A 20,933-nucleotide genomic window follows, 5' to 3' on the forward strand; every position below is an offset into this window, starting at 1 on the left:
GAGAGCGGCGGCGACAACCTGGCCGCCACCTTCAGCCCCGAGCTGAGCGACCTCACGATCTACGTCATCGACGTCGCCGCCGGTGAAAAGATCCCACGCAAAGGCGGCCCCGGCATCACCAAGAGCGACCTGTTCGTCATCAACAAAACCGACCTCGCCCCCTATGTCGGCGCCGATCTGGCCGTGATGGCCGCCGACACCACCCGCATGCGCACCGGCCCCAAAGGACTCAAGCCTTTTGTGATGACCAATTTGAAGACCCACGCAGGGCTGGCCGAGGTGATTGCCTTCATTGAAACCAAAGGCATGCTGCAAGCCGGTTAGAATACGCGGCTCGGAAGCGTGGCAGAGTGGTCGATTGCACCGGTCTTGAAAACCGGCAAACCGAAAGGTTTCGTGAGTTCGAATCTCACCGCTTCCGCCAGTTATGCCTCGTAAGTTGTTGATTTTAAATAAATAAAAAATTTTAACATCTTGCAACCATCAAAGAAACTATCAAACGCCGCCGTGTTTTCACTGCGGCGTTTTAGTTTGTGCATGCGCCATTGCACAATGCCCTTGCAACCAATCTCCATTTGGATCCCATCAGCTCGCAATGGAAGTAGGTTAAAACGTGATGGTTTCGACGACGTGCGACTGGGAGTGATCGATATTTGTGGGCTATACGCAGACGCCAACAACCCGGTCTCGCACGGTGCGCAGGCTTTGCTGGTGCCGGGCACAACGCGACAGACCGGTCGCCAAATCACCTGTTTGCTCGCTGGCGGCGACCGTGGCCACCAGTAGCACGGGAAATGCCTGCATGCGCTCCAAGGCAGCGGAAAAGGACAGTCCTTCCGATATCGCGGTGTTGAGCTGCTCAAAGATCTGGCGACGTGATTGAGCGGTCTCTTTGACTGTGAGCGCTTGGATCGCCTCCTTCACCGTGACGCCGGCCTCCATCAACGTGGCCAGATCTTGCGAGAAAGTGACGGTGTCTATCGTCATTGATTTCGCAAAAATCAGTTTTCGAAGATTCGACATCAAGGAATTGTCGGCAACTCTTATGGCCTCGCACTGGAGCACGACGTGACCACGGTCAGACTTGGGAAGACCAAGCAGTTGCACCAACCCACTTGGGGCTCATCGGATATGTCAGTGCTTGTGGGTCGCCTTGCGTGCGCCGCTTCCTGCATGCGCACCATGAACATGCCCCTCGCGACTATGCGAGAAAGCTGGACTTTTTGCGATCTCGGTTAGTTCATTGAGTATCCCGCAATGTTGGGCTTCTTGACCGCCCAGACAGGCTTCACGCAAGCTTTTGAGTTGCTTTTCCAATTGGCGCAGTTCCCGGATTCGTTCGGCCACATGGCCGATGTGCTCGTCCAGAAGCTCATTGACTTCAAGGCAATTTTCAGTCGGTGCGTCTTTGAACCGTAATAGCACACGAATCTCATCAAGCGTCATGTCCAGTCCACGGCAATGCCGGATGAAGGATAAACGCTCGGCGTGGGCCTCACCGTAAATACGGTAGTTGCCTTCACTGCGCCCTGGCGCGGCCAGCAGCTTCTCTCGCTCGTAGAAACGAATGGTTTCGACTTGCGTGTTGGTGAGGGTGGCCAATTCACCGATTTTCATGGGTATTTCCTGGTTGCAGTCATATGCGCTTGACTCTGTAGTGGCTACAGGGTTTTTAATACTGTAACCACTCGACTGCCACATAGCAAGGACCCCCATGAGCCACCCGCATTCCAAAGAAGCCGACGCCAGCCAATCCTGTGGATGTGGCAGCGCCTGTGGTTCTGAGCCCATGGTGATCACTGAGGCCAAGCCAGAACCGGCAGGCATACCGGTTTTCCGGATCCCGACTATGGACTGCGCGGTTGAGGAGGGTGAGATTCGCCACGCTCTGGCCAAGCTGCCGGGGCTTCGCAGCCTGAGTTTTCAGTTGGGTGCGCGCACTCTGGCCATTGACGCTCCTGCTGAGTCCATACCGCAAGCGCTGGAAGCCATCCGCAAGGCCGGATTCAAGCCGGTTCCACTGTCCGAGAGCGTGGGCCACGACGATGAGCATGACCACAGCGGTCACGATCACGGGCTCAGACATGGCGGATTTGCGCTTCCTGAAGGCTTGCCCCGATACGCTCTCGCATTGCTCCTGGCCTTTGGAGCTGAATCGGTTTCGTTCTTCGCCCCACATACCCTGATTTTTTCTGGCCTTGGTATGGCCTTGTCCGCCGCCGCCATTGGATTGGCGGGGTTTTCGACCTACGTGAAGGGCTTGGCGGCGCTGCGCAACCTGCGTTTGAACATCAATGCATTGATGACCGTCGCTGTCACTGGCGCGTTCCTCATTGGCCAATGGCCAGAGGCCGCCATGGTGATGGCTCTGTATGCGATTGCCGAACTCATCGAAGCCCGATCAGTGGATCGCGCTCGCAACGCCATTAAAGGACTGCTGGACATGACGCCTGAAAAGGCTGAGGTAAAGCAGGCCGATGGCTCATGGGCCGAGTGCTTGGTCAAGACGGTCGCCATCGGAGCCATTGTTCGGGTCAAACCCGGCGCGCGCGTTCCGCTCGACGGCGTGATAGTTGCTGGCACCACTTCCGTGGACCAATCTCCTGTGACCGGAGAGAGCATCCCCGTTGACAAGGCCATTGGAGACCCCGTGTTTGCGGGCACCATCAACACGACGGGCATGGTCGAGGCCAGAGTCAGCTCAGCGGCCAATGGCACTTTGCTGGCTCGCATCATCCATGCGGTCGAACAGGCCCAAGGATCGCGCGCGCCCACACAACAGTTCGTGGACCGCTTTGCATCAATCTATACGCCTGCCGTTTTCGCGCTGGCTCTGGCCGTGTGCCTGCTCACGCCTTGGTTGATGGACTGGACGTGGATGCAAGCGATCTACAAGGCTCTCGTTCTTTTGGTCATCGCTTGCCCCTGCGCTTTGGTGATCTCCACCCCCGTGACTGTCGTGAGCGGCCTGGCTGCTGCTGCGCGCCGTGGCATCCTGATCAAGGGCGGCGTCCATCTGGAAGGCGCCCGCAAGATTAAGGCGATAGCGCTGGACAAGACCGGCACCATCACACAGGGCAAGCCCAAACTGGTGGCGACCGAAGTTCTGCCCAGTGGCCAGGAGGAATCACAAGTTCTGCGCTGGGCTTCTGACCTCGCAGGACACTCTGACCATCCCGTCTCCAAAGCCATCGCCCAAGGGCTGGGTGTTCAAGGCAACGGGCAGCTTGAAGGGTTCACGGCCTTGCCGGGTCGCGGCATTGAAGCCCAATCCAACGGGCTCAAGTTGATTCTTGGGAACCACCGTCTGATTGAGGACCGTGACCTTTGCGGTCCGCAGATCGAGGCGCGATTGGCCGAGCACGAAGCTCAGGGCCGCACGGTCACGATGCTGGCTTCCAGCACCCAGGTGCTGGCGATTTTCGCGGTCGCTGACACCATCAAGGAGAATTCGCGCGAAGCCATCGCAGAACTGCACGCTCTTGGCGTGGCTTCGGTCATGCTCACGGGCGACAACGTCGCCACCGCCAAGGCCATCGCCAAACAGGCGGGGATCGACGACGCGCGTGGCAATCTGTTGCCCGAGGATAAGCTGGCCGCGATCGAAGAGTTGCAAAAGCGCTATGGCTACGTGGCGATGGCGGGCGACGGGATCAACGACGCGCCGGCTCTCGCGCGCGCCGACATCGGGTTCGCCATGGGTGGAGCTGGGACGGACACTGCGATGGAAGCCGCGGACGTGGTGATCATGAACGATGACCTGCGTCGAATTCCGGAAGCGATCAGGCTGTCGCGCAAGACGCAAGCGGTGCTGTGGCAAAACATCGCGATTGCGTTGGGCATCAAGGCGATCTTTATGGGGTTGGCCCTGTTCAATGGCGCGACGATGTGGATGGCGGTCTTTGCGGACATGGGCGCGAGCTTGCTTGTCGTGTTCAATGGGTTGAGAGTGCTGCGGACCAAGCCTTGATGGGCGGTGTCTAGATAAATACGGAGATTGCTGGTGGTTGATGTAAAGGTATTGAATGTGGGTGTCGCTTCGGCGCTGGGAGCCGCTCTTTTGTTCGGGGCGGGGACTCCCCTGGCGAAGCTGCTGCTTGAAGGCGTTGGGCCTTGGATGCTCGCGGGCTTGTTCTATTTGGGCTCTGGCATCGGCTTGTCGATTTATCGTCTTGTTAGCCGGGCGGCTCCTGTAAAGATGGCTCGATCTGAAATGGGCTGGCTCGCAGGCGCCACGCTCATGGGTGGCGTGATTGGTCCCGTGCTGCTCATGGTTGGCCTGACGGGAATGCCTGCTTCTGGCGCGTCCCTCTTGCTCAATGCCGAGGGGGTCTTTACGGCGGTCTTGGCATGGGTCGCCTTTCGCGAGAACTTCGACCGGCGCATCGCGTTTGGGATGGCTGCAATCGCATTAGGCGCGGTCCTGCTGAGTTGGCCAGGAAAGGTGAGCTTCGCAGGGCTCTGGCCTGCGCTTGCCATTCTTGGGGCGTGCTTTGCCTGGGGCATCGACAACAACCTCACCCGCAAGGTGTCGCTCTCCGACGCGACTTGGATCGCCTCGGTCAAAGGGCTTGTGGCGGGGAGCGTGAATCTGGCATTGGCGTTGGCTCTCGGGGACCGATTCCCAGCTTTGCCGACATTGGCGGGCTCCATGGTCGTTGGTTTTCTGGCCTATGGCGTGAGCCTTGCCTTATTTGTCGTGGGGTTGCGGCACTTGGGGACCGCGCGAACCGGAGCTTATTTTTCGGTCGCGCCGTTTTTTGGTGCGGCTCTGGCGTTGGTCGGCGGCGAGCCGATCACTTGGCAGCTTGTGGCTGCAAGCCTGTTGATGGCCTTGGGCATATGGTTTCACCTGACGGAAAGGCATATGCATGCCCACAAGCACGAGGCGATGGCACATGAGCACGAGCATGCGCATGACAAGCACCATCAACATTCCCATCCGGATCAGCCAAGCTTAGTTTTGGCGCCAGGCATCAAGCACAGTCATCGACATCGGCATGAGCCGATGGAGCATGTCCACGCTCATTTCCCAGACGTCCACCATCGCCACGTTCATTAACCGTTCGCTGCGTTATTGGGAGTGGTTAGCTTCAATGCTGGGGGGCAGCAAGTACAGCACGATCACCGAGAGCGCGGTCGTCGTACGAATGGACCGGGACCAGCCGGACTGGCACGGGAACACCTGATCCGCCATGGCTTCCCGGCAGATGGGGAGGCGCAGCGGAATTGGTTTGTTCAGAGAAAGGACTACAAGGTCGTTATTTTGAGACATCGCCACTGACGACCAGGAAAGAGCCCCAGGGGAGGCTATTCGGTAGAGTACGTTCTACGGCCTGCGCAAGGTGCGTCCCTGACGGAAGGAATATCCCGGTGCTGAAACGGATGTGTTCGACCGGAAGGTCCTTCAGGACTTCATCAAGTTGCTTCCGGGTGTGCCAATGAGCGCCCTGGTAAGCGCCCTTTCCGCCACTTCGTCCCTTGTCGAGCCACAGCAGGCTGTGCCGGTTGAGCAATCCAAGCACGAAGCGCCGCCGCGTGACTCGCACGATCTCTGCCATCGCGCGAGGCCAGTCGTCTACGAAACACAACGCTGTGATCGAAATGACTTGATCGAAAGATTGGGCGGGGAAAGGCAGGCGACAAGCGTCCCCTTCCACGTACGATATATCGTGATCCGACCGCTGGCGGGCAAAGCCGAGCGCGTCGGCATCGATGTCCAGGCCGGTCACGTCAAGGCCTGCGGCAGCAAGGCGACGGGTGAACCACCCGGTACCGCAACCCACGTCGAGCAGGCTTTTGCCGGGAGTCGTATCGAGGTGGTGACATAGAAGCTCGAATTCAACGTCGCCGACCCAGCGTCCGCGCGGGCTGTCATACCACGCGTCGTATTCTTCCGGTGTCACAGACTGGCCACCGTCCGCCAAGCCTTAATCAAGCCGCTGGCAGCGCGGCTCATTTCGTCGGGCGTCGTCATGGTGCCTACAGACAGCCGCACGGCCCCGGCCGCCCGCACAGAATCGACGCCTATCGCGGCCAATACGCCACTGACAGTGTCGTGCTCCGAATGACAAGCTGAACCGAGCGACGCAGCAACGATGTGACTGGTTTGGTCCAGCAGCCTGCGTCCGCTTGTCCCCGGAAACGATACATGGAGCGTATTGGGAAGACGCTGATCGGGATGGCCATTGAGGATGAGGCCCGGTATCGCCTCGATCAGCAGGGCATGGAGTTGATCACGCAGTTCGCTCAGCCGGACGGTTGCCTGAGGCAGTCGCTCGCGGGCAAGCTGTGCCGCGACCCCAAAACCCACAATGGCGGAGACGTTCTCGGTGCCAGGTCGCAAGCCGTGCTCATGATCCGCGCCGAAACTGATGTTACGCACGGGGGTATTCTGACGAATATACAGCGCCCCCACACCCTTGGTTGCGTAAAACTTATGCCCGGCCAGGGTGAGCAGGTCAACGCCCAATGTGTCGACGTTGACGGGAATCTTGCCTGCCGATTGGGCCGCGTCGGTGTGCAACAGGACGCCGCGTTCGCGCGTGATGTGTGCGATCTCCCGGATCGGCTGGATGGTACCGATTTCGTTATTGGCGTGCATTACCGACACCAGCGCTGTATCGGGTCGCAGGGCTTGCGCAATGTCTTGCGGCGAGACACGGCCGAAACCGTCGACAGGCACCACGGTGAGGCTCCAGCCTGCTTCCTGAAGTTGCTTCGCCGGGGCCATCACCGCAGGATGCTCAATGGCACTGACGACGAAATGACGCTTCGTGTCGCCGAGGGCTCGCGCGACGCCGAGCAGGGCCAGGTTGTTGGCCTCGGTGGCGCAGCCGGTGAACACAATCTCATCGCCCCTCGCACCGATCAGCGCGGCAACCTGGTTTCGTGCTTCGGCGACAGCCTGCGCCGCAAGGCGTCCGAAGGGGTGCGAGGACGAAGGGTTGCCGAAGTGCTCGCGCAGAAACGGCAGCATGGCATCGACCACCTCCGGCGCGACCGGCGTCGTGGCGTTGTAGTCGAGGTAGATGGGTGCATTCATACGGATTTCTCCAGCAGGCGCAGTCGCCGCCCGATCAGCGATGTGGACAGCAAGGCCACGGCAAGCAGTGGGACGGCTGCAAGGTTCAGAGTAATCCAGCCGAAGCGGTCGTACAACCATCCGGCTGACAGGGTGGTCAGAGCGACCAGACCAAAGATGGCAAATTCATTGACCGCCTGTACTTTCAACTGCTCGGCTGGGCGATAGGTCTGCGTCAGCAGCGCGGTGCCGCCGATGAAGGCAAAGTTCCATCCCACGCCCAACAAAATCAGGCCGGACAGGAAGTGAAGAAACTCACTCCCGAGCAACGTCACGGCAACGTGGCCCAGCAGCAGCACAAAACCAGTCTGCATGATGGACAGCGCACCGTAGCGCTTGATCAAGGACCCGGTGAAGAAGGACGGCGCGAACATGCCGACCACATGCCACTGAATAACGGGCGTCACGTCTGCGCTGCTCAATCCGCAGCCCAGCATGGCCAGCGGGGTTGCGGTCATCACCATGATCATGACGGCATAGCCGACCGCCGAGCCCAGGATCGACGCCCGTAAGGCCGGCTGCAGCAGGATCTGACGTAGGGGGCGAGCCTCACCCGCCTCGGCGACAGCGACTGGGTTGAGCCGCACTTGCGAAATCAGAGCAAGCGCGATCAGGCTGAGTGCCGCTTGCGCGAGGTACGAGCCGGCGAACAACACCCCGGCCATCCAATCCCGCCCCCACGCCCCAAGTTGCGGCCCCACGAAGGCCGCCACCACACCGCCCGCCACCACCCACGAGATCGCCCGGCTGGCGTGCTGGGGGTCTGTCGCTTCGACCGCCGCAAAGCGATAGTAGTTGGCGAAGCCCTGGTACCCGCCCAGCAGCAGATGCCCGACGACAAACAGTGGGAATGAGCTTTGCTGCAATGCCAGCGCACACAACAGGCTGCCGCTCAGGCCGAGGCACGCCCCGGTCAAGAAGCCGACCCTGCGACCGTAGTGACGCATCAAAAATGCCGCCGGCAAAGAGGCGATGGCGGTGCCGACCACTAGCATGGCGATGGGCAGCGTGGCCAGGCTTTTATCGGGTGCGAGCATGCTGCCGAGCATGGCGCCCAGCGTCACCGACATAACGATGACTGAGAGCATCAGGGCCTGGCTGAATACCAGCAACAGAACGTTACGCCGTCCGGTGAACATTGATTTGTCCGTGCTTGCTGATCCTCTATTTGTCTCAGAACTCATAGCGCATTTGCAAGTAGGGGTTGTCTTGGTTGAGCACGCCCGCCTCGTTCTGCACCCCCACCACGATGGTGTCCTCGTACAGCCCAAACGTCTTGTCCACTTCATCGTTCCAGACCCGCACGCCCGAGGTCTGCGGCAACCTGTTTTTCGGATTGGTGCCGGTCCTGATGCGCGGGAACTGGGCAAAAACCAGCAGTGGGAGGGCAACCGTCGCCCAGATCACCAGACTTGGACGACGGATCGAGAAATCGACCAACGAAAACTTGGACATGGGGTCCCCCTTGATTGCGACTTTCGACTTGCGGCTTGCGCTTACAGGTGTTGATAGAGCCAGTATTTCTCGTACAGCACCTTGCCCGCGTGCCAGAGCAAACTTGGGCCGTGCATCGCCACTTGGGGCGTCGGCTCGGCGTAGAAGTTGCCCTTGCCCAGGCCGGCGCGCGCGTCGCCTATCTCCAGGAAACACATGCCTTCTCCGGTAAATTGGCGTGGCGCGCCTTGGCCGGTCCAGGCTTGGGCGATGTTGTGCGCCACCACCTCGGCCTGGCCGTGTGCGAACACGCCGGCCTTGGGCAGGGGCCGGCCCATTTTCAACGGGATCGAGGTCACGTCGCCAATCGCATAGAGCTGGGGGAATTGAGTCTGCAGCGTGTCGCGGTTCACCGCCACCCAGCCGGACTCTGCGCACAGCCCCGCCGCCTTCACCACCGTCGGCACCCGGTGCGGCGGCACGTAGAGCAGCAGGTCAAAGGCGGCGCTGCTGTCGTCAGAGAAACGCAGCAAGCCGGGCTCGATTTTGCTGACCTGGTGACTTGGGAAGTAACCGATGCCCTTGCTCTGCAACATCACCTTGACCTGAGCGCCAATCGCCGGGCCGGTGACTGCCATCGGTATCGGCTCGGCAGCGTAGACGGCAACCTCGGTACTGCGGGGCAGCCTGCGCTTCTTGCAGTAGGCATCAACCAGCATCGCGGCCTCATAGGGTGCGGCCGGGCATTTGTAGGCGGGGGTAGCCGTGAGCACCACAATCCTGCCGCCTTCGAAGTTTTCCAGCGCCCGCCGAATTCCCGTTGCGCCCGCCAGCGTATACAGGTTGTGGCCAAGCTCGGCCAGGCCCGGTATCAGCTCGGGCGCGTAGTCAGCACCCAGGGCCAGCACCATGGCGTCGCCGCGCAGCGTCTGGCCATTGACCTCGACCGACAGAGCCACGGGGTCGATGCTTGTGATTTCGCCGCGAAGTAGTTCGATCCCCTTTGACGACAGCGCCGACAGCGACCGCGTGAACTTCGCAGCCTCGTGGCCACCCGTCATGTACCACAGCAGCGAGGGCGCAAACACGTGGTCGCGCTCGCGCTCAATCACCACCACGCGATGCTCTTGCGGCAGCAGTTTGCGCAGAGTCCGGGCGGCCACTATGCCACCGATACCAGCGCCCAAAATGAGTGCGGTCTTGGCCATCAGAATACCAGCACCTTGTCGGCCCAGGTGGTCCACTCGCTCACCTCAGCCAGCGTGCCACGCCGGGTGCCCGGCGCAAGTTCAGTATCGGCAATGCCCCTGGCATCCATGCAAGTGCCGCAGACGGCGACCTCGACATGGCGCCGTACGACCATGCCCAGCATGTCGCCCAGGTTGTAATAGCCTTGGGGTACTTTTTGCCCCGCCTTGGCGCAAGCCGCGGCGTCACCCATCAGAAACACATGAACCTGCTCGCCCTCAACTTTGGCCAGCGAAATTGCCAGACGCAAGGCGTTGTAGCTGCGCTCGGTGCCATAGGGCGGGTCGTTCAGAATGAATAGATATTTAGCCATGTCATTTGCCTCCGGTGTTGATGCTTGGTTTAAAAGCGTCGATGTCCTTGCGGACGGGTTTCTGATTGGTAAAGTCGATTCCTGGCTAGCTTGGCACCCCGGCTGAGGCTTGCACCGGCAGCCCGGCCGCCTGCCATTCGCTAACGCCGTCCAGAATCTTGCGCACCCGATAGCCCTTGCTTGTCAGCAACGCCACGGCTTCGTCCGACAGCAAACAAAATGGGCCACGGCAATAGGCCACGATGTCCTTGTCGGCGGGTAGCTCCGCGAGCCTCTTTTCAAGCTCGGCCACTGGCATGGAGCGGGCAAAAGGCAGGTGCGCCGCCGCGTACTCGGCCTGCGGACGGACGTCGATGACGATCACGTCGCCGCGCCGGGCCTGCTCCAGTAGCTCGGCGCGACCCACGGAGGCGAGCTTGGCGGGATCGGCCATCATCTGGTCCAAGGCCAGCCGCAACTCCAGCAAGTGCTCCTCGGCAACTTGTCGTAGCGTCACCCAAAGGCCCGCCACGTCACTGCCGGTCAAGCGATAGATCACGTACTTGCCATCACGCCGGGAGGTGACCAAACGCGCGTCGCGCAGGGCCTTGAGGTGGGCGCTGGTGAGCTTGATGTCGGCCGACAACTCCGTTGCCAACGCCTCGACGTTTTTTTCGCCTTGGGCCAGCAAGTCCAGAAGCTCCAGGCGCTTCGGGCTCGACACCGCCTTGCCGATGCGGGCGACTTGTTCGTACAGCAGGTCTTTGAGTGATCGTTTTTTCATTCTATTATTCTAACGATAAAACGAATGATAGATAAGAAATAGATGCCTGTTTGGGGTTGTAAGCCCAAACCGGCGGAATTTGTCCAGAAGCCTTGGCGGAGGCGGCCGCATTGCTGATTCTGCAAAAAAAGTTCCGCGCACTGTGGGAGGACGAGGCCAAATGACCCTCCTTTCAGAGCGCCACCAAGTACTGGAACTGGTGGGCCAAGCCATCACGGCAGGCGCACGCCAGGAACGCGCCTGCGGGGCCATCTCCTTGAGTGAGCGCAACCCTTATTCGGAATCGCTCTTCAAGACACTGAAATACCGATCCGACTATCCCACACGGGCATTTGAGAACCTGTTCGCGGCCCGCCAATGGGTTGGCACATTCGTGCATTGGTACAACCTCGAACATTGCCACAGTGCCAACGCTGTCAGGCACCATGGGAGAAGCCCATTTTGGCAACTTTTTAAAGATTGCGGGCGGGAGTTGACCGACGGCGCGGCGGTCATCATGCATCCAGTGGCGCGCGCTGAAGAGCAAAAGACGCCACGCAGACGTTGCCTTTCAACTACCAAGTCAATTGATAGCCTAGATAAGACGAGAACTGATTCGTCTGATCTGTATTCGTCAGACCGCGTCCAGCGGAAAAGAGCAGGTGGTTGTGCTCGTCGAAATTGTAGGATCCACCGAGGTTGAAGCCCGTGCTGGAGCCCTGGCCGGAGACCTGCTCTGTGCTGTGGAAAATCTCCCCGCCCAGCGTCAGGTGCTCGGAAATATCTTTTTGCAACTGCCAGCCAAGGAACCAATGGTTTTTCGCGCTCGCGTCATTCGTGATCCAGTAACCGCCGCCACCGTAACTCTGCCATGCACCCCACCTTTTTTGCAGCCAGATGGGTAAGAAAACTTGAGTCGCGCCGCTGCCCAGCCCCTTATCGGCGTCTCCCGTATGGGTGACAACAATCGGGAAGATCCCCACCATCGGCCGGTTCTCAGTCTCTTGCAGGAAGCGGTATTTGACTCCCAATTCAACGTCACCCAATCCCTGTTGTCGCGGGCCATCCGCCGGGCTGTTGAAGGCAAAGGGTGCAATGATGTGCAATTGCACATCGGGCGCCACACCATAGTTGAATTCGAAATGAGGTAACGTCCCGCTTCTGCCGTCTTGCGTCTTTACCTGCTGTGACGCGATATAGAACTCGTGGTGCTGGTATTCGACCGTTTCGGGATCGTCCGTCATGAACGGCGGGCCGGCCAGCGCCAGCTCTGAGGTCGTCAGCGTCGCGCATGCCATGAAGAAAAATGCGCCATATTTGAGATTGAAGGTTTTCATTGCATATCCTTGATATGTTTTTTTAGCTTGGTTCCCGGTCTCACTTAGGGTTTGTCGGGGGCAGATTCATGCCCCCGGTCCAGATCGCCGGGTAAACTGTTTCCGGACTACTTGCCCTGCAGCAGATCCATCCCGGGCGGGAAAGTCAGGAAAAGACCGACCGCCAACAATACGAAAGCCACCGTGCTAACCCGGCTTAGCGCCACATCCTGGCCATCCCACTTCTTCGCCAGCACAAACCAAGCTGCCAGCCACACGACGATGGTCAAGATTGTCACGCCCGAGAGGGGGCCGGTGGGATTGTAGAAATTCAAGAAGTTCTTGATGCCGGTGAATGCATCGCCCAGCAGGGCGAGCACCCCTAGCGTGGCACATCCGATGCCTGCGGCCAGGATCGCCGCTGCCCCGGCACCGTTGGGCAGGTCCTTGCCCATTGAGGTTTCGTGAGTGTTTGCCATGATCATTCTCCATTCATCAAGTGAATCGTTGCACCGCCGCGTATCGGCGCGTACTTATTGAGGAAAGCACCGAACCCGCCCGCCACAGCAGTGGCAACAAAAGCCGCCAACGCGAAGATGAGTGCCGCCTTGCGCAATTCACGATGCTTGTTGACGCCGCGGCCATACTTCCAATAGACATAGGCGACCATCGTCATGGCGATCGGTGCGATCCAGGCCACATGCTCCTTCCATTCCATGCCGAAGGCGTGCCATTCGCTAGTTGTCGGGCTCGATATCAGCAATTTTTGAGGAAAGCCTGTTAAATCAGTCATGCCCGCCGGGGGTATGGCGCGGTACCACGGATAGACGATGTAGGCACCGGAAAAAACGGTCAGCCAGGCCAACAGGACCATCACAACCAAATAGACTCGCAGCCGGGTCTGCCCCCCTTGGTCAATGGTCGCCTGCGGCTGCGCCGCCCATCCACCGTAGAGCTCCATGATTGCGCCGGAAAATGCCAGCATAAATAGAGCCCCAAATCCCATGCCGTGAATCACGGTCCACAAGTCACGCATACTGATTTCCATGGTGAATCTCCTTTTTTAAAACATTGATGACGTCTGAATCATGATCCGCGCGTGCGCTCAGTTGGATGACGTGCGCATTACAAAATATGTAATGTTCCAAGTTGGAGTTCCCACCCTTTATCATTGATCGACGTCAAATCAATCATCGCGTCGCGACACGAGCATGTCAGCCATGCAACTGGTCCTCCTGAGAAATAATATGAAAATCCTGATTGTTGAAGATGAACCCAAGACAGGTACATATCTCAAGCGAGGGCTGACAGCGGCCGGCTTCGTCGTTGATTGCGCGCGCGATGGGCGGGATGGCCTGCATTTGGCCTTGACCGATAGCTATGACCTCGTCGTACTGGACGTGATGCTGCCTGGGATCGACGGCTGGGAAATTCTGCGCGAGATGCGCCGCGCTGACAAACAAACCCCGGTCATGTTCTTGAGTGCGCGCGATCAGGTGGATGACCGCGTCAAGGGGCTGGAGCTAGGCGCTGATGACTATCTTGTAAAACCCTTCGCTTTTTCCGAGTTGCTGGCACGGGTGCGTACCTTGCTGCGACGAGGAAGCACCGTCACCGCATTCGAGAATATCAAAGTTGCCGACCTGGTGCTTGATCTTCCGCACCATTGCGTGATGCGAGGCGGCCAGCGGATCGACGTCACCGCCAAAGAGTTCTCGCTGCTGGAGTTGATGATGCGCCGACAGGGGGAAGTGCTGCCGCGCGCGTTGATCGCATCTCAGGTATGGGACATGAACTTCGATAGCGATACAAACGTTATCGATGTCGCCGTGCGCCGCCTACGGGCCAAGATCGATGACGATTTCGCGGTGAAGCTTATCCGCACCGTGCGCGGCATGGGTTACGTGCTGGAAGCGCCTGGACCATGAAGACTCCGATCTCCCTCACGGCGCGGCTGAGCCTGCTATTCGCTGGTTCAGCCGCATGCGTTCTTCTGTTTGCCGGATTGCTGTTCGAGCGCGCGGCTAACAACCGGTTCCTGGAACACGACTTGGAGGAACTGGACGGCAAGATGGCGTTGATCCATGAGGTGCTTGGGAAGATCACGTCGGTCGATGCCATTGCGGCGCTGCCGACGCGCTTGCATGACACGATGACCGGTCATCCAGGCATCGCCATCACAGTGGCGACTGGCGACGGAAGGGTACTGTTTACGGTTGGCCAGAGCGCGGTCGTGACCCACCTGCTCCAAGGCACAGAAATCGACAAACCCCAGCCGGTGACCTGGTCACTGGACAAGCACAGCTACCGAATCGTCGCCAATCGCGTTGCACTTGGCATACCGGCCAGTCAACCGGCCAAAGTAGCAATCGCGTTCGACATAAGCGGGGACCAACAATTCATGGTGGAATTCAGAGAATTCCTGTGGTTCGGCATGGTTCTGGCGGCGCTGGCTATGGGTTGGCTTGCTTGGGTGGCTGTGCGCCAAGGGCTTTCGCCATTGAACAAAGTGTCGGCGATGATGGTGAACATATCTGCGCAACGGCTGGACATGCCGGTTCCCATAGAAGGTGTGCCGCGGGAGCTGAAAGAACTCGTATCCTCCTTCAACACGATGCTGGCGCGGCTCGACGACTCGTTCCGGCGGCTGTCGGAGTTCTCTTCAGATATTGCCCACGAACTGCGCACGCCGATCCAGAATCTGCTGGTGCAGACGGAAGTTACGTTGACTGGCGAGTGCGATGTCATCGAGTACCGCACCAATCTGCAGTCCAACCTGGAGGAATTCGGGCGTCTGTCGCGCATGATTTCAGACATGCTGTTCCTCGCCAAGGCCGACAACAGATTGCTGGTACTGCACCGGGAATCGATTGATCTTCATTCGGAAGTGACGAGACTGTTTGAGTTTTACGAAGCACTCGCTAGTGAGCGAGGAATCAAGTTAACGCAGCGCGGCGCTGCGACTGCCTACGCTGACCGTTTGATGCTGCAACGGGCCATATCCAATTTATTGTCAAACGCAATACGTTTCACGCCTGAAGGCAGGGCGCTCGAAGTCACTCTTGGAGAGACTGCCGACCACCAGGCCATGATCGCCGTCGCGAACCAGGGCACGGCGATTCCTGCGGAACATCTACCCAGGATTTTCGATCGTCTCTACCGGGTTGACGCCTCCCGTCAGGACGGGCACAACGAAAATGTGGGGTTGGGGTTGGCGATCACGCGGTCCATCGTTGAGATGCACAAGGGTACGATCAGCGTGGAATCTGGGAACGAGTGGACACGTTTTACGATCAACCTCCCGACGGATCGTGATGGAGGGAGTGCTGGCAGTCCGGTGATTGGTTTGGCAGCATAAGCAAGCTGTCCCTGCCCCTCGAAAGACACACTCCATTGCCAATGATTGAGCTGAGAAATTCGAGCCAATCACAGCGGCACAAATCAGTCATGTTTAAAAAGCCTGAACGCTCGCCATAACGCCAAGTCATAGGTGATTTTCAAGACCCCGCAAACCACCAATGGTGTGGCCGACCAGCCCGATTGAAATAACCAGCCCGCAAGCAGAGGGCTCACGGCAGAGGCAAGGCTTCGAGGCACTGCGGTGAAGCTGGCTGCCGCGGCTCGCTCATGGGGCTGCACCACCGACATCACAAATGCGCTTCGAGCTGGCACATCCATCGACGACACCATGGCGCGAACCAACAGGAGACCCAGCGCCACGCCGACGTTGGTCGCGAAGGCCGCGGCGATCAGACACATGCTCGCCGGAATATGCGTAAAGACCATGGTGTTGACCAAGCCGACACGCTTGGCCAGCTTCGGCGCCGCAAGTTGTGAAGCCGCCCCCAGAAGCCCGGAAGCGAAGAAAAAGGCGCCAGCCGCGGAGAGTGAAAGGCCAAACCTCTGAAAGAGCCAGAGGGCCAGCAGCGAATTGACCACGAGCCCGCCAGCGAACGAATCCACGGAAAACAAGGCGGCCAGTTTGACCACCACTGCTCGGGATGGCCCCAGCGGCGCAGGCTTTGCATGGCTGACCGCTTCATGGGTCGGCAGCTTTCGATACATGGCCCACACCGCGACGCCGATCACCCCGTAAAGGATAAACATCCCCCGCAGGGCGTCCAGCTTATGAATGCCGGACAGAGCGACCACGCGCTCGGGAAGCCCGGACGCCAATGCTCCAAGAGCGGCGCACAGAGCTCCGGTCAACGCATACCTTGCGAATAAATCGGTCCTGGCTGCCGCGTCCGACGCCGCTGCCAACCGGGCGTGCTCCAAAGGAAGAAAGACACTGACGTCGCCTGAGCTCGGATTGAGGGTCCCTATGAACGCGACGATGAGAAGCGGCCAAAATGCGCAGAGGACTGAAAAGCCCAATCCGGTTGCGGCCATTAGGGCCGCGGCGACCAGCATCAAGCTTCGACCAGTCCAACGATGCCCCCATGCTCCGATAGCCAAGGTCGCAAAGGCGGAGCCAAACAAGGTCGCCGTGGCGATGGCACCGACCTCGACCCCACCCAAGCCCATTTCAAGCAGGTAAACCGGCAACAGCACGGCGACAAAGCCGTCGGCGAAGCCACGCATTGCGCGAGCGGCGAATATCGGCGCTATGCCGACATCAGAACCATTGGGGAACAGGCGATGGATCAAGAGTTGTGGGCCTCAAAAATACGGAATTATGTAGCAACCGCACAAAGCTTTTTCTGAGCGAAATCTTGGCATGTGTCGTGGCGTTCGGCACCAACATGGGTTTGGGCAAAATATCCGAGGTCTCGGGCATGAGCCATGCCGCGTTGATTACCACCGCGCGCAGCTACTTGCGGCCGGAAACCGTGCACGCTGCCAATGACGCCGTCAGCAATGCCACGGCCGCGCTGTCGGCCTTCAAGCTCTTCAACATTCGTGAAGAGTTGCATTCCAGCAGTGATGGCCAGCGGTTTGAAACCCAGATCAACACCTTCAATTCGAGGTATTCGCCTAAGAACTTATCCGTAAATAGAGGATAATGACTTTCCATGCGCGATGACCGCGTGTGGAGGGAAGATGGCCAAAGCGACAGCATGGGAAGTTACCGACGAATTTTGGAAGCGAGTAGAGCCGTTGATCCCGTTACGCCAGCGTGCGGCAGATCAGACCTACAGCAGAAAGACTGGTGGTGGACGCAAGCCCAAAGACCCTCGACTCGTATTTGAAGGCATCGTCTACGTACTGAGAACAGGCTGCCAATGGAAAGCCCTCCCCGCAGAGCGCTACGGCAGTGCCAGCGCAATACACGCCCGATTCCTTGAGTGGGAGAAAGCAGGCGTCTTTGAGGCCCTGTGGAAACTGGGGCTTGCCGAGTACGATGAATTTGAAGGCATTGCCTGGCGATGGCAAAGTATTGACGGGGCGATGATGAAGGCACCACTGGCTCAGCAAAGCGTTGGGCCTAATCCCACAGATAGGGGAAAAAAATGGGAGCAAACGCCATTTGCTGGTGGGCGGTCGTGGCGTCCCGTTGTCGCTCGTCGTGACCGGAGCAAACCGGCATGACGTCTCCCAACTGGAAGCTGTGCTGGATGCCATCGTTATCGAGCGGCCCAATCCACCCTTGAGGCGTCACAAGCATCTGTGTGCCGATGCGGGCTACACCGGGGCGCCAGCGTTGAAAGTCATTGAAGAACATGGCTACATTCCTCACATTAAAGGACGCGGACAAGAGGCCGACGAGCTCAAGCGTGATCCCGAGAAAAGGGCGCGGCGCTGGGTCTTGGAAGTAGCGCACAGTTGGTTCAACCGATTCCGAAAGCTGCTGGTGCGGTACGAGAAACTTGACCGTAGCTTCTTGGCACTCAACCACTTGGCTGCATCAATCATGGCATTCAGAAAGATCAAGTTGGATGCAAACATTATTTACGGATAATTTCTAAGTCTTGCAGCAGATCATCGGCCTCAGCAGGATTGCCCAAGCGATGGCGCAGCCAGCCTCGTAACTCTGGGTCGTGGGAAGTCCAAGCAACTGTCAGACAGTTCATTGTGACTCCAGAAAATTGCCTTCAAACCACATATAACCGTTTTACGATTGACGTAGGAAACTATCAATTTTGTATTGACTCAGCCGCACTCCAACCAATATTTTTTCTCAGACACTGATGGCAAGACAATTCATTTTCTCCCACATCATGCACATGTCCGCGGCCACCAACGTCCGTTTTTCGATATGTCGAACGGCTGGTGTAGAGCCGCCAATCCCTCGGCATTCGTTACAAGAGACTTGAAATCTGCCGCTTTTGCACCGGGCTGACATACCGAAACACCATTTCCATTGACTTGTGACCGGTTTGGCCCATGATTGCGCTGGTTTGCAGGCCCACCGTTGCCGCCTCGGTCACAAACCCAGCACGCTATGAGTGTCCCGATACGGTTTTCGCCGCTTCAATACCCTTGGAACTCGCAACCGCCGACTTCACGATCAACGCCACGGACTGCGGTGTCAGCGCCAGTTCATTCGCGACCTTGTCATGCCGATTCACGGGTCGAAACAGAGGCCCCGCCCCAATACCCGCCAGATCAAGCCAACGTTGGAGGGCTTTGACCGGACAGCGTTCCTCCGACTTTGCCAAGGGTACGAAGACTGTTCTGCCTTCACCCTCCTGGTCGGTTTTGGAGCGCCGAATTGGCAGCTCTAGCCCGTGGGCATGCTGCGTTATGTCCTCCATCCTGAGCGCCACCAGCTCCGAGCGCCGAAATGCCCCAGAAAACCCCAGCAGCAGAATCGCCTTGTCTCGGGCGGCTTCCAAGGGCTTCCGCTTGGCGACCATCACCAGCAATTCGAGCAGATCATCTTTGACCAGTGCTCGGACACGCCGCTGCGCCACTCCGTACGTGCGACGTATGCCCTGCATGGTGCGCTTCACCAGCCGATCCTTGACGGGACTGTCAAACCCTTTGTCCGTGTGCGCCTGGTGAATAGCGATCAGGCGGTGCTGCAAGGTGGCAACGAAAGTACCTCGGCAAATTTCGCCAAGTATTCAGCCACCGTTTCGGGTGTGGCCGGAATCTTTGCGTTGGCCTTGAAATGCCGCACGTCCTGTGCGTAGCTGCGCCGGGTAGATGCCGACTGAGCGGCCAGGACATAGCTGGCAACGAGGTTCGATGGCGTTGGTTTTTGGTTCATTGTTTTGTTGGTTTTCGCATTCATACTGTTTTCCGTAGTCATGCGGGCACCCATCCCTTCAGCGAATCCCCGCACTTCAAGCCGCGCTGACCTTAACCCCAGAGGTCCAGCGGCGGATCCGTCACCACCGCGCGCAGGATGTCGGAGCGCGAGACAAAACCGGTGACCAGGCCTTGCTCATCCACCACAGGAAGACCGGGCAGACCCGTATCCAGCAAAACGCGCGCCACGCGCCGGATATCGGTGTCCGCCGCAACGCTGGGCACCGGTGTCGACATGATGTCCGAGACGCTTTGCGCCAGCAAGGCGCGCCACACCAGCGCGTTGCTGCCGGGCGTCGGCAGGCGCTCCGGGCGCAGCAAATCGGCACGGGACAGCAGACCCACCAGCGTGGCGTCACTATTCACCACGGGAGCCTGGCCGACGCCATGCCGGGCCAGAATTTGCCAGGCCTGCAGCACCGTCGAGCTATCCGGTATGGTGATCACCGGGCGACTCATCAGGGCATCGACCCGACTCAGGGGATGGCGCGGCAGCGCAACCCTCTGGGTCTGGGCGTACGCCGCCAGCGCGCTGCGATGCGCCTCATCACTGGGCGCTGGGTGTTCCGCACGGGCGGTAAACGCGCCGGGGGAAGATGACGAGGGGTCTTGTCCATCGCGGCCAACCGCCTGAACGGCGTTGCCGCGAGCCACGGCACCGACCGCCCCAATCTGGCGCAGCTGCTCCAGCGAGCCGCGAAACAACTGCCCTGACACACCATATACCGAGAACATCGTCCAGCCCTTCCGTCGTTCTAGCAGACTATAGCGCGGCAGCGGTCAAAATATCAAATGGGCTCAGTTGTGCGGCGGCAGAAACAGGGACTGCAAGTCATTCAAAAAATCAAATCCGCGCGCGCTGGGTTTGACATGGACAAAGTCACGCTCGATCAAACCTTTGCGTTCGGCCTCGCCCAGCGCCTTTTGAATGGCGGTCACGGCCAGACCGGTGCGTTCAGAGAACTGCTGCAACAAGAACCCGTCTTTCAAACGCAAGGCATTCAGCATGAACTCAAACGGCAAATCAGCCCGGCTGACTTCCTCGTCCTGCGCCAGACAGTGGCCGGCCAGGGCTTTTTCCATGTACAGGCGGGGCTCGCGAAAACGCACCTGGCGCACCACCCGGTGCGCAAAACTGAGCTTGCTGTGCGCGCCCGCGCCCAGGCCGAGATAGTCGCCAAACTGCCAGTAGTTGAGGTTGTGAAAACAGCGGTGTCCCGGCCTCGCGTAGGCCGACACTTCATACCGTTCCAGCCCGGCTTCCCCCGTCATGTCGGTGATGAGGTCGAGCATGTCGTAAGCCGTGTCTTCCTCGGGAATCACGGGCGGATATTTGGCGAAATAGGTATTGGGCTCGATGGTGAGGTGATAGATCGAGATATGCGGCGGCGCCAGCGCCAGCGCCGTGGCCATGTCTGTTTTCAGGTCGGCCAGGGTCTGACCCGGCAGCGCGTACATGATGTCCAGATTGAAGGTGTCAAAGGACTGCGCCGCTTCCTCCACCGCCGCCAGCGCCTGGGCCCGGTCATGCACGCGCCCCAGGGTCTTCAAGTAGTCATCGTTGAAGCTCTGCACGCCGACTGACAGACGGGTGACGCC

Annotated in this window: 23 protein-coding genes, 1 tRNA gene and 2 pseudogenes; 9 read left to right on the forward strand and 17 right to left on the reverse strand. The window is 59.0% G+C overall.

Annotation, left to right across the window (positions count from 1 at the left end):
• On the forward strand, positions 1–324 hold a 324-nt coding region (locus B3V69_RS16835), incomplete at its 5' end, for a GTP-binding protein (protein WP_296448157.1).
• A gap of 12 nt (positions 325–336) precedes the next feature.
• A tRNA-Ser gene (locus tag B3V69_RS16840) sits at positions 337–424 on the forward strand.
• 236 nt (positions 425–660) lie between these two features.
• Here the strand turns inward: B3V69_RS16840 and B3V69_RS16845 are convergent.
• Both B3V69_RS16845 and cadR read right to left on the reverse strand, forming a co-directional pair.
• Entirely contained in the window at positions 661–1,023 is a 363-nt protein-coding gene (locus B3V69_RS16845) for a type II secretion system F family protein (RefSeq protein ID WP_296448158.1), read from the reverse strand.
• A 111-nt stretch (positions 1,024–1,134) separates the two neighbouring features.
• A complete protein-coding gene (cadR, locus tag B3V69_RS16850) occupies positions 1,135–1,617 on the reverse strand; it encodes a Cd(II)/Pb(II)-responsive transcriptional regulator (RefSeq protein ID WP_296448159.1) in 483 nt (160 codons plus the stop codon).
• Between the two features lie 97 nt (positions 1,618–1,714).
• Between cadR and B3V69_RS16855 the strand changes: the two genes are divergently transcribed.
• A complete protein-coding gene (locus B3V69_RS16855) occupies positions 1,715–3,970 on the forward strand; it encodes a heavy metal translocating P-type ATPase (RefSeq protein ID WP_414707566.1) in 2,256 nt (751 codons plus the stop codon).
• 27 nt (positions 3,971–3,997) lie between these two features.
• Positions 3,998–5,062, forward strand: coding sequence for a DMT family transporter (locus tag B3V69_RS16860; protein WP_414707567.1), 1,065 nt, complete (start codon positions 3,998–4,000; stop codon positions 5,060–5,062).
• Positions 5,063–5,261: 199 nt separating this feature from the next.
• Here B3V69_RS16860 and B3V69_RS16865 read toward each other — a convergent pair whose 3' ends face one another.
• From B3V69_RS16865 to B3V69_RS16895, 7 genes are all read right to left on the reverse strand, one after another.
• Positions 5,262–5,906 (reverse strand): class I SAM-dependent methyltransferase, encoded by a 645-nt coding sequence (locus tag B3V69_RS16865; RefSeq protein WP_296448160.1) that lies wholly within the window; start codon positions 5,904–5,906, stop codon positions 5,262–5,264.
• On the reverse strand, positions 5,903–7,045 hold the full coding sequence (locus tag B3V69_RS16870; protein WP_296448161.1) for a cysteine desulfurase family protein: 1,143 nt from the start codon (positions 7,043–7,045) through the stop codon (positions 5,903–5,905). The genes B3V69_RS16865 and B3V69_RS16870 overlap by 4 nt, the downstream gene beginning before the upstream one ends.
• The gene (locus B3V69_RS16875) at positions 7,042–8,268 is read right to left on the reverse strand and encodes an MFS transporter (protein ID WP_296448162.1); all 1,227 of its coding nucleotides are present in this window, start codon (positions 8,266–8,268) and stop codon (positions 7,042–7,044) included. Before B3V69_RS16875 ends, B3V69_RS16870 begins: the two co-directional genes overlap by 4 nt.
• Positions 8,258–8,539 (reverse strand): hypothetical protein, encoded by a 282-nt coding sequence (locus B3V69_RS16880; protein ID WP_296448163.1) that lies wholly within the window; start codon positions 8,537–8,539, stop codon positions 8,258–8,260. The genes B3V69_RS16875 and B3V69_RS16880 overlap by 11 nt, the downstream gene beginning before the upstream one ends.
• Before the next feature lie 41 nt (positions 8,540–8,580).
• A complete protein-coding gene (locus tag B3V69_RS16885) occupies positions 8,581–9,726 on the reverse strand; it encodes an NAD(P)/FAD-dependent oxidoreductase (protein WP_296448164.1) in 1,146 nt (381 codons plus the stop codon).
• The gene (locus B3V69_RS16890) at positions 9,726–10,079 is read right to left on the reverse strand and encodes a DsrE/DsrF/TusD sulfur relay family protein (protein ID WP_296448165.1); all 354 of its coding nucleotides are present in this window, start codon (positions 10,077–10,079) and stop codon (positions 9,726–9,728) included. Before B3V69_RS16890 ends, B3V69_RS16885 begins: the two co-directional genes overlap by 1 nt.
• Positions 10,080–10,164: 85 nt before the next feature.
• Positions 10,165–10,842, reverse strand: a complete 678-nt coding sequence (locus tag B3V69_RS16895; RefSeq protein WP_296448166.1) for an ArsR/SmtB family transcription factor — start codon at positions 10,840–10,842, stop codon at positions 10,165–10,167.
• A gap of 253 nt (positions 10,843–11,095) precedes the next feature.
• Between B3V69_RS16895 and B3V69_RS16900 the strand changes: the two are divergent.
• Positions 11,096–11,251: pseudogene (locus B3V69_RS16900) on the forward strand (integrase core domain-containing protein); the annotation flags it as partial.
• Positions 11,252–11,396: 145 nt separating this feature from the next.
• Here B3V69_RS16900 and B3V69_RS16905 read toward each other — a convergent pair.
• The 3 genes from B3V69_RS16905 to B3V69_RS16915 all read right to left on the reverse strand — a co-directional run bounded on the left by B3V69_RS16905 (position 11,397) and on the right by B3V69_RS16915 (position 13,185).
• On the reverse strand, positions 11,397–12,158 hold the full coding sequence (locus B3V69_RS16905; RefSeq protein ID WP_296448167.1) for a transporter: 762 nt from the start codon (positions 12,156–12,158) through the stop codon (positions 11,397–11,399).
• A gap of 107 nt (positions 12,159–12,265) precedes the next feature.
• Positions 12,266–12,622 carry a hypothetical protein gene (locus B3V69_RS16910; RefSeq protein WP_296448168.1) on the reverse strand — a complete coding sequence of 119 codons (357 nt, stop codon included), beginning with the start codon at positions 12,620–12,622 and terminating at the stop codon, positions 12,266–12,268.
• Complete coding sequence (locus B3V69_RS16915) at positions 12,619–13,185, reverse strand: hypothetical protein (protein WP_296448169.1); 567 nt, start codon at positions 13,183–13,185, stop codon at positions 12,619–12,621. Before B3V69_RS16915 ends, B3V69_RS16910 begins: the two co-directional genes overlap by 4 nt.
• Positions 13,186–13,384: 199 nt before the next feature.
• On the opposite strand from B3V69_RS16915, the gene B3V69_RS16920 reads away from it, so the two are divergent.
• Both B3V69_RS16920 and B3V69_RS16925 read left to right on the forward strand, forming a co-directional pair.
• The gene (locus B3V69_RS16920) at positions 13,385–14,065 is read left to right on the forward strand and encodes a heavy metal response regulator transcription factor (protein WP_296448170.1); all 681 of its coding nucleotides are present in this window, start codon (positions 13,385–13,387) and stop codon (positions 14,063–14,065) included.
• Complete coding sequence (locus B3V69_RS16925; RefSeq protein ID WP_296448171.1) at positions 14,062–15,495, forward strand: heavy metal sensor histidine kinase; 1,434 nt, start codon at positions 14,062–14,064, stop codon at positions 15,493–15,495. The genes B3V69_RS16920 and B3V69_RS16925 overlap by 4 nt, the downstream gene beginning before the upstream one ends.
• An 83-nt stretch (positions 15,496–15,578) precedes the next feature.
• On the opposite strand, the gene B3V69_RS16930 is transcribed toward B3V69_RS16925, so the two are convergent.
• Positions 15,579–16,787 (reverse strand): MFS transporter, encoded by a 1,209-nt coding sequence (locus tag B3V69_RS16930; protein WP_296448172.1) that lies wholly within the window; start codon positions 16,785–16,787, stop codon positions 15,579–15,581.
• A gap of 59 nt (positions 16,788–16,846) precedes the next feature.
• On the opposite strand from B3V69_RS16930, the pseudogene B3V69_RS16935 reads away from it, so the two are divergent.
• Together B3V69_RS16935 and B3V69_RS16940 are read left to right on the forward strand one after the other, a co-directional pair.
• Positions 16,847–17,140: pseudogene (locus B3V69_RS16935) on the forward strand (Tn3 family transposase); the annotation flags it as partial.
• Between the two features lie 40 nt (positions 17,141–17,180).
• A protein-coding gene (locus tag B3V69_RS16940; RefSeq protein WP_296448174.1) for an IS5 family transposase occupies positions 17,181–18,039 on the forward strand; the annotation gives its coding sequence in 2 pieces (ribosomal slippage) (positions 17,181–17,587 and positions 17,586–18,039; 861 coding nt in all).
• Positions 18,040–18,520: 481 nt separating this feature from the next.
• Here the strand turns inward: B3V69_RS16940 and B3V69_RS16950 are convergent.
• The 4 genes from B3V69_RS16950 to hemW form a co-directional block, all read right to left on the reverse strand.
• A complete protein-coding gene (locus B3V69_RS16950; RefSeq protein ID WP_296448176.1) occupies positions 18,521–19,033 on the reverse strand; it encodes a hypothetical protein in 513 nt (170 codons plus the stop codon).
• Positions 19,034–19,092: 59 nt separating this feature from the next.
• Positions 19,093–19,317 carry a hypothetical protein gene (locus B3V69_RS16955; RefSeq protein ID WP_296448177.1) on the reverse strand — a complete coding sequence of 75 codons (225 nt, stop codon included), beginning with the start codon at positions 19,315–19,317 and terminating at the stop codon, positions 19,093–19,095.
• 68 nt (positions 19,318–19,385) lie between these two features.
• Positions 19,386–20,069: an HPP family protein gene (locus B3V69_RS16960; RefSeq protein ID WP_296448178.1), complete on the reverse strand. Its 684-nt coding sequence runs from the start codon at positions 20,067–20,069 to the stop codon at positions 19,386–19,388.
• 63 nt (positions 20,070–20,132) lie between these two features.
• The coding region (hemW, locus tag B3V69_RS16965; RefSeq protein WP_296448179.1) for a radical SAM family heme chaperone HemW at positions 20,133–20,933 on the reverse strand (801 nt) is incomplete at its 5' end.

This window comes from Rhodoferax sp. UBA5149, assembly GCF_002413825.1.
GTDB lineage: Bacteria > Pseudomonadota > Gammaproteobacteria > Burkholderiales > Burkholderiaceae_C > Rhodoferax.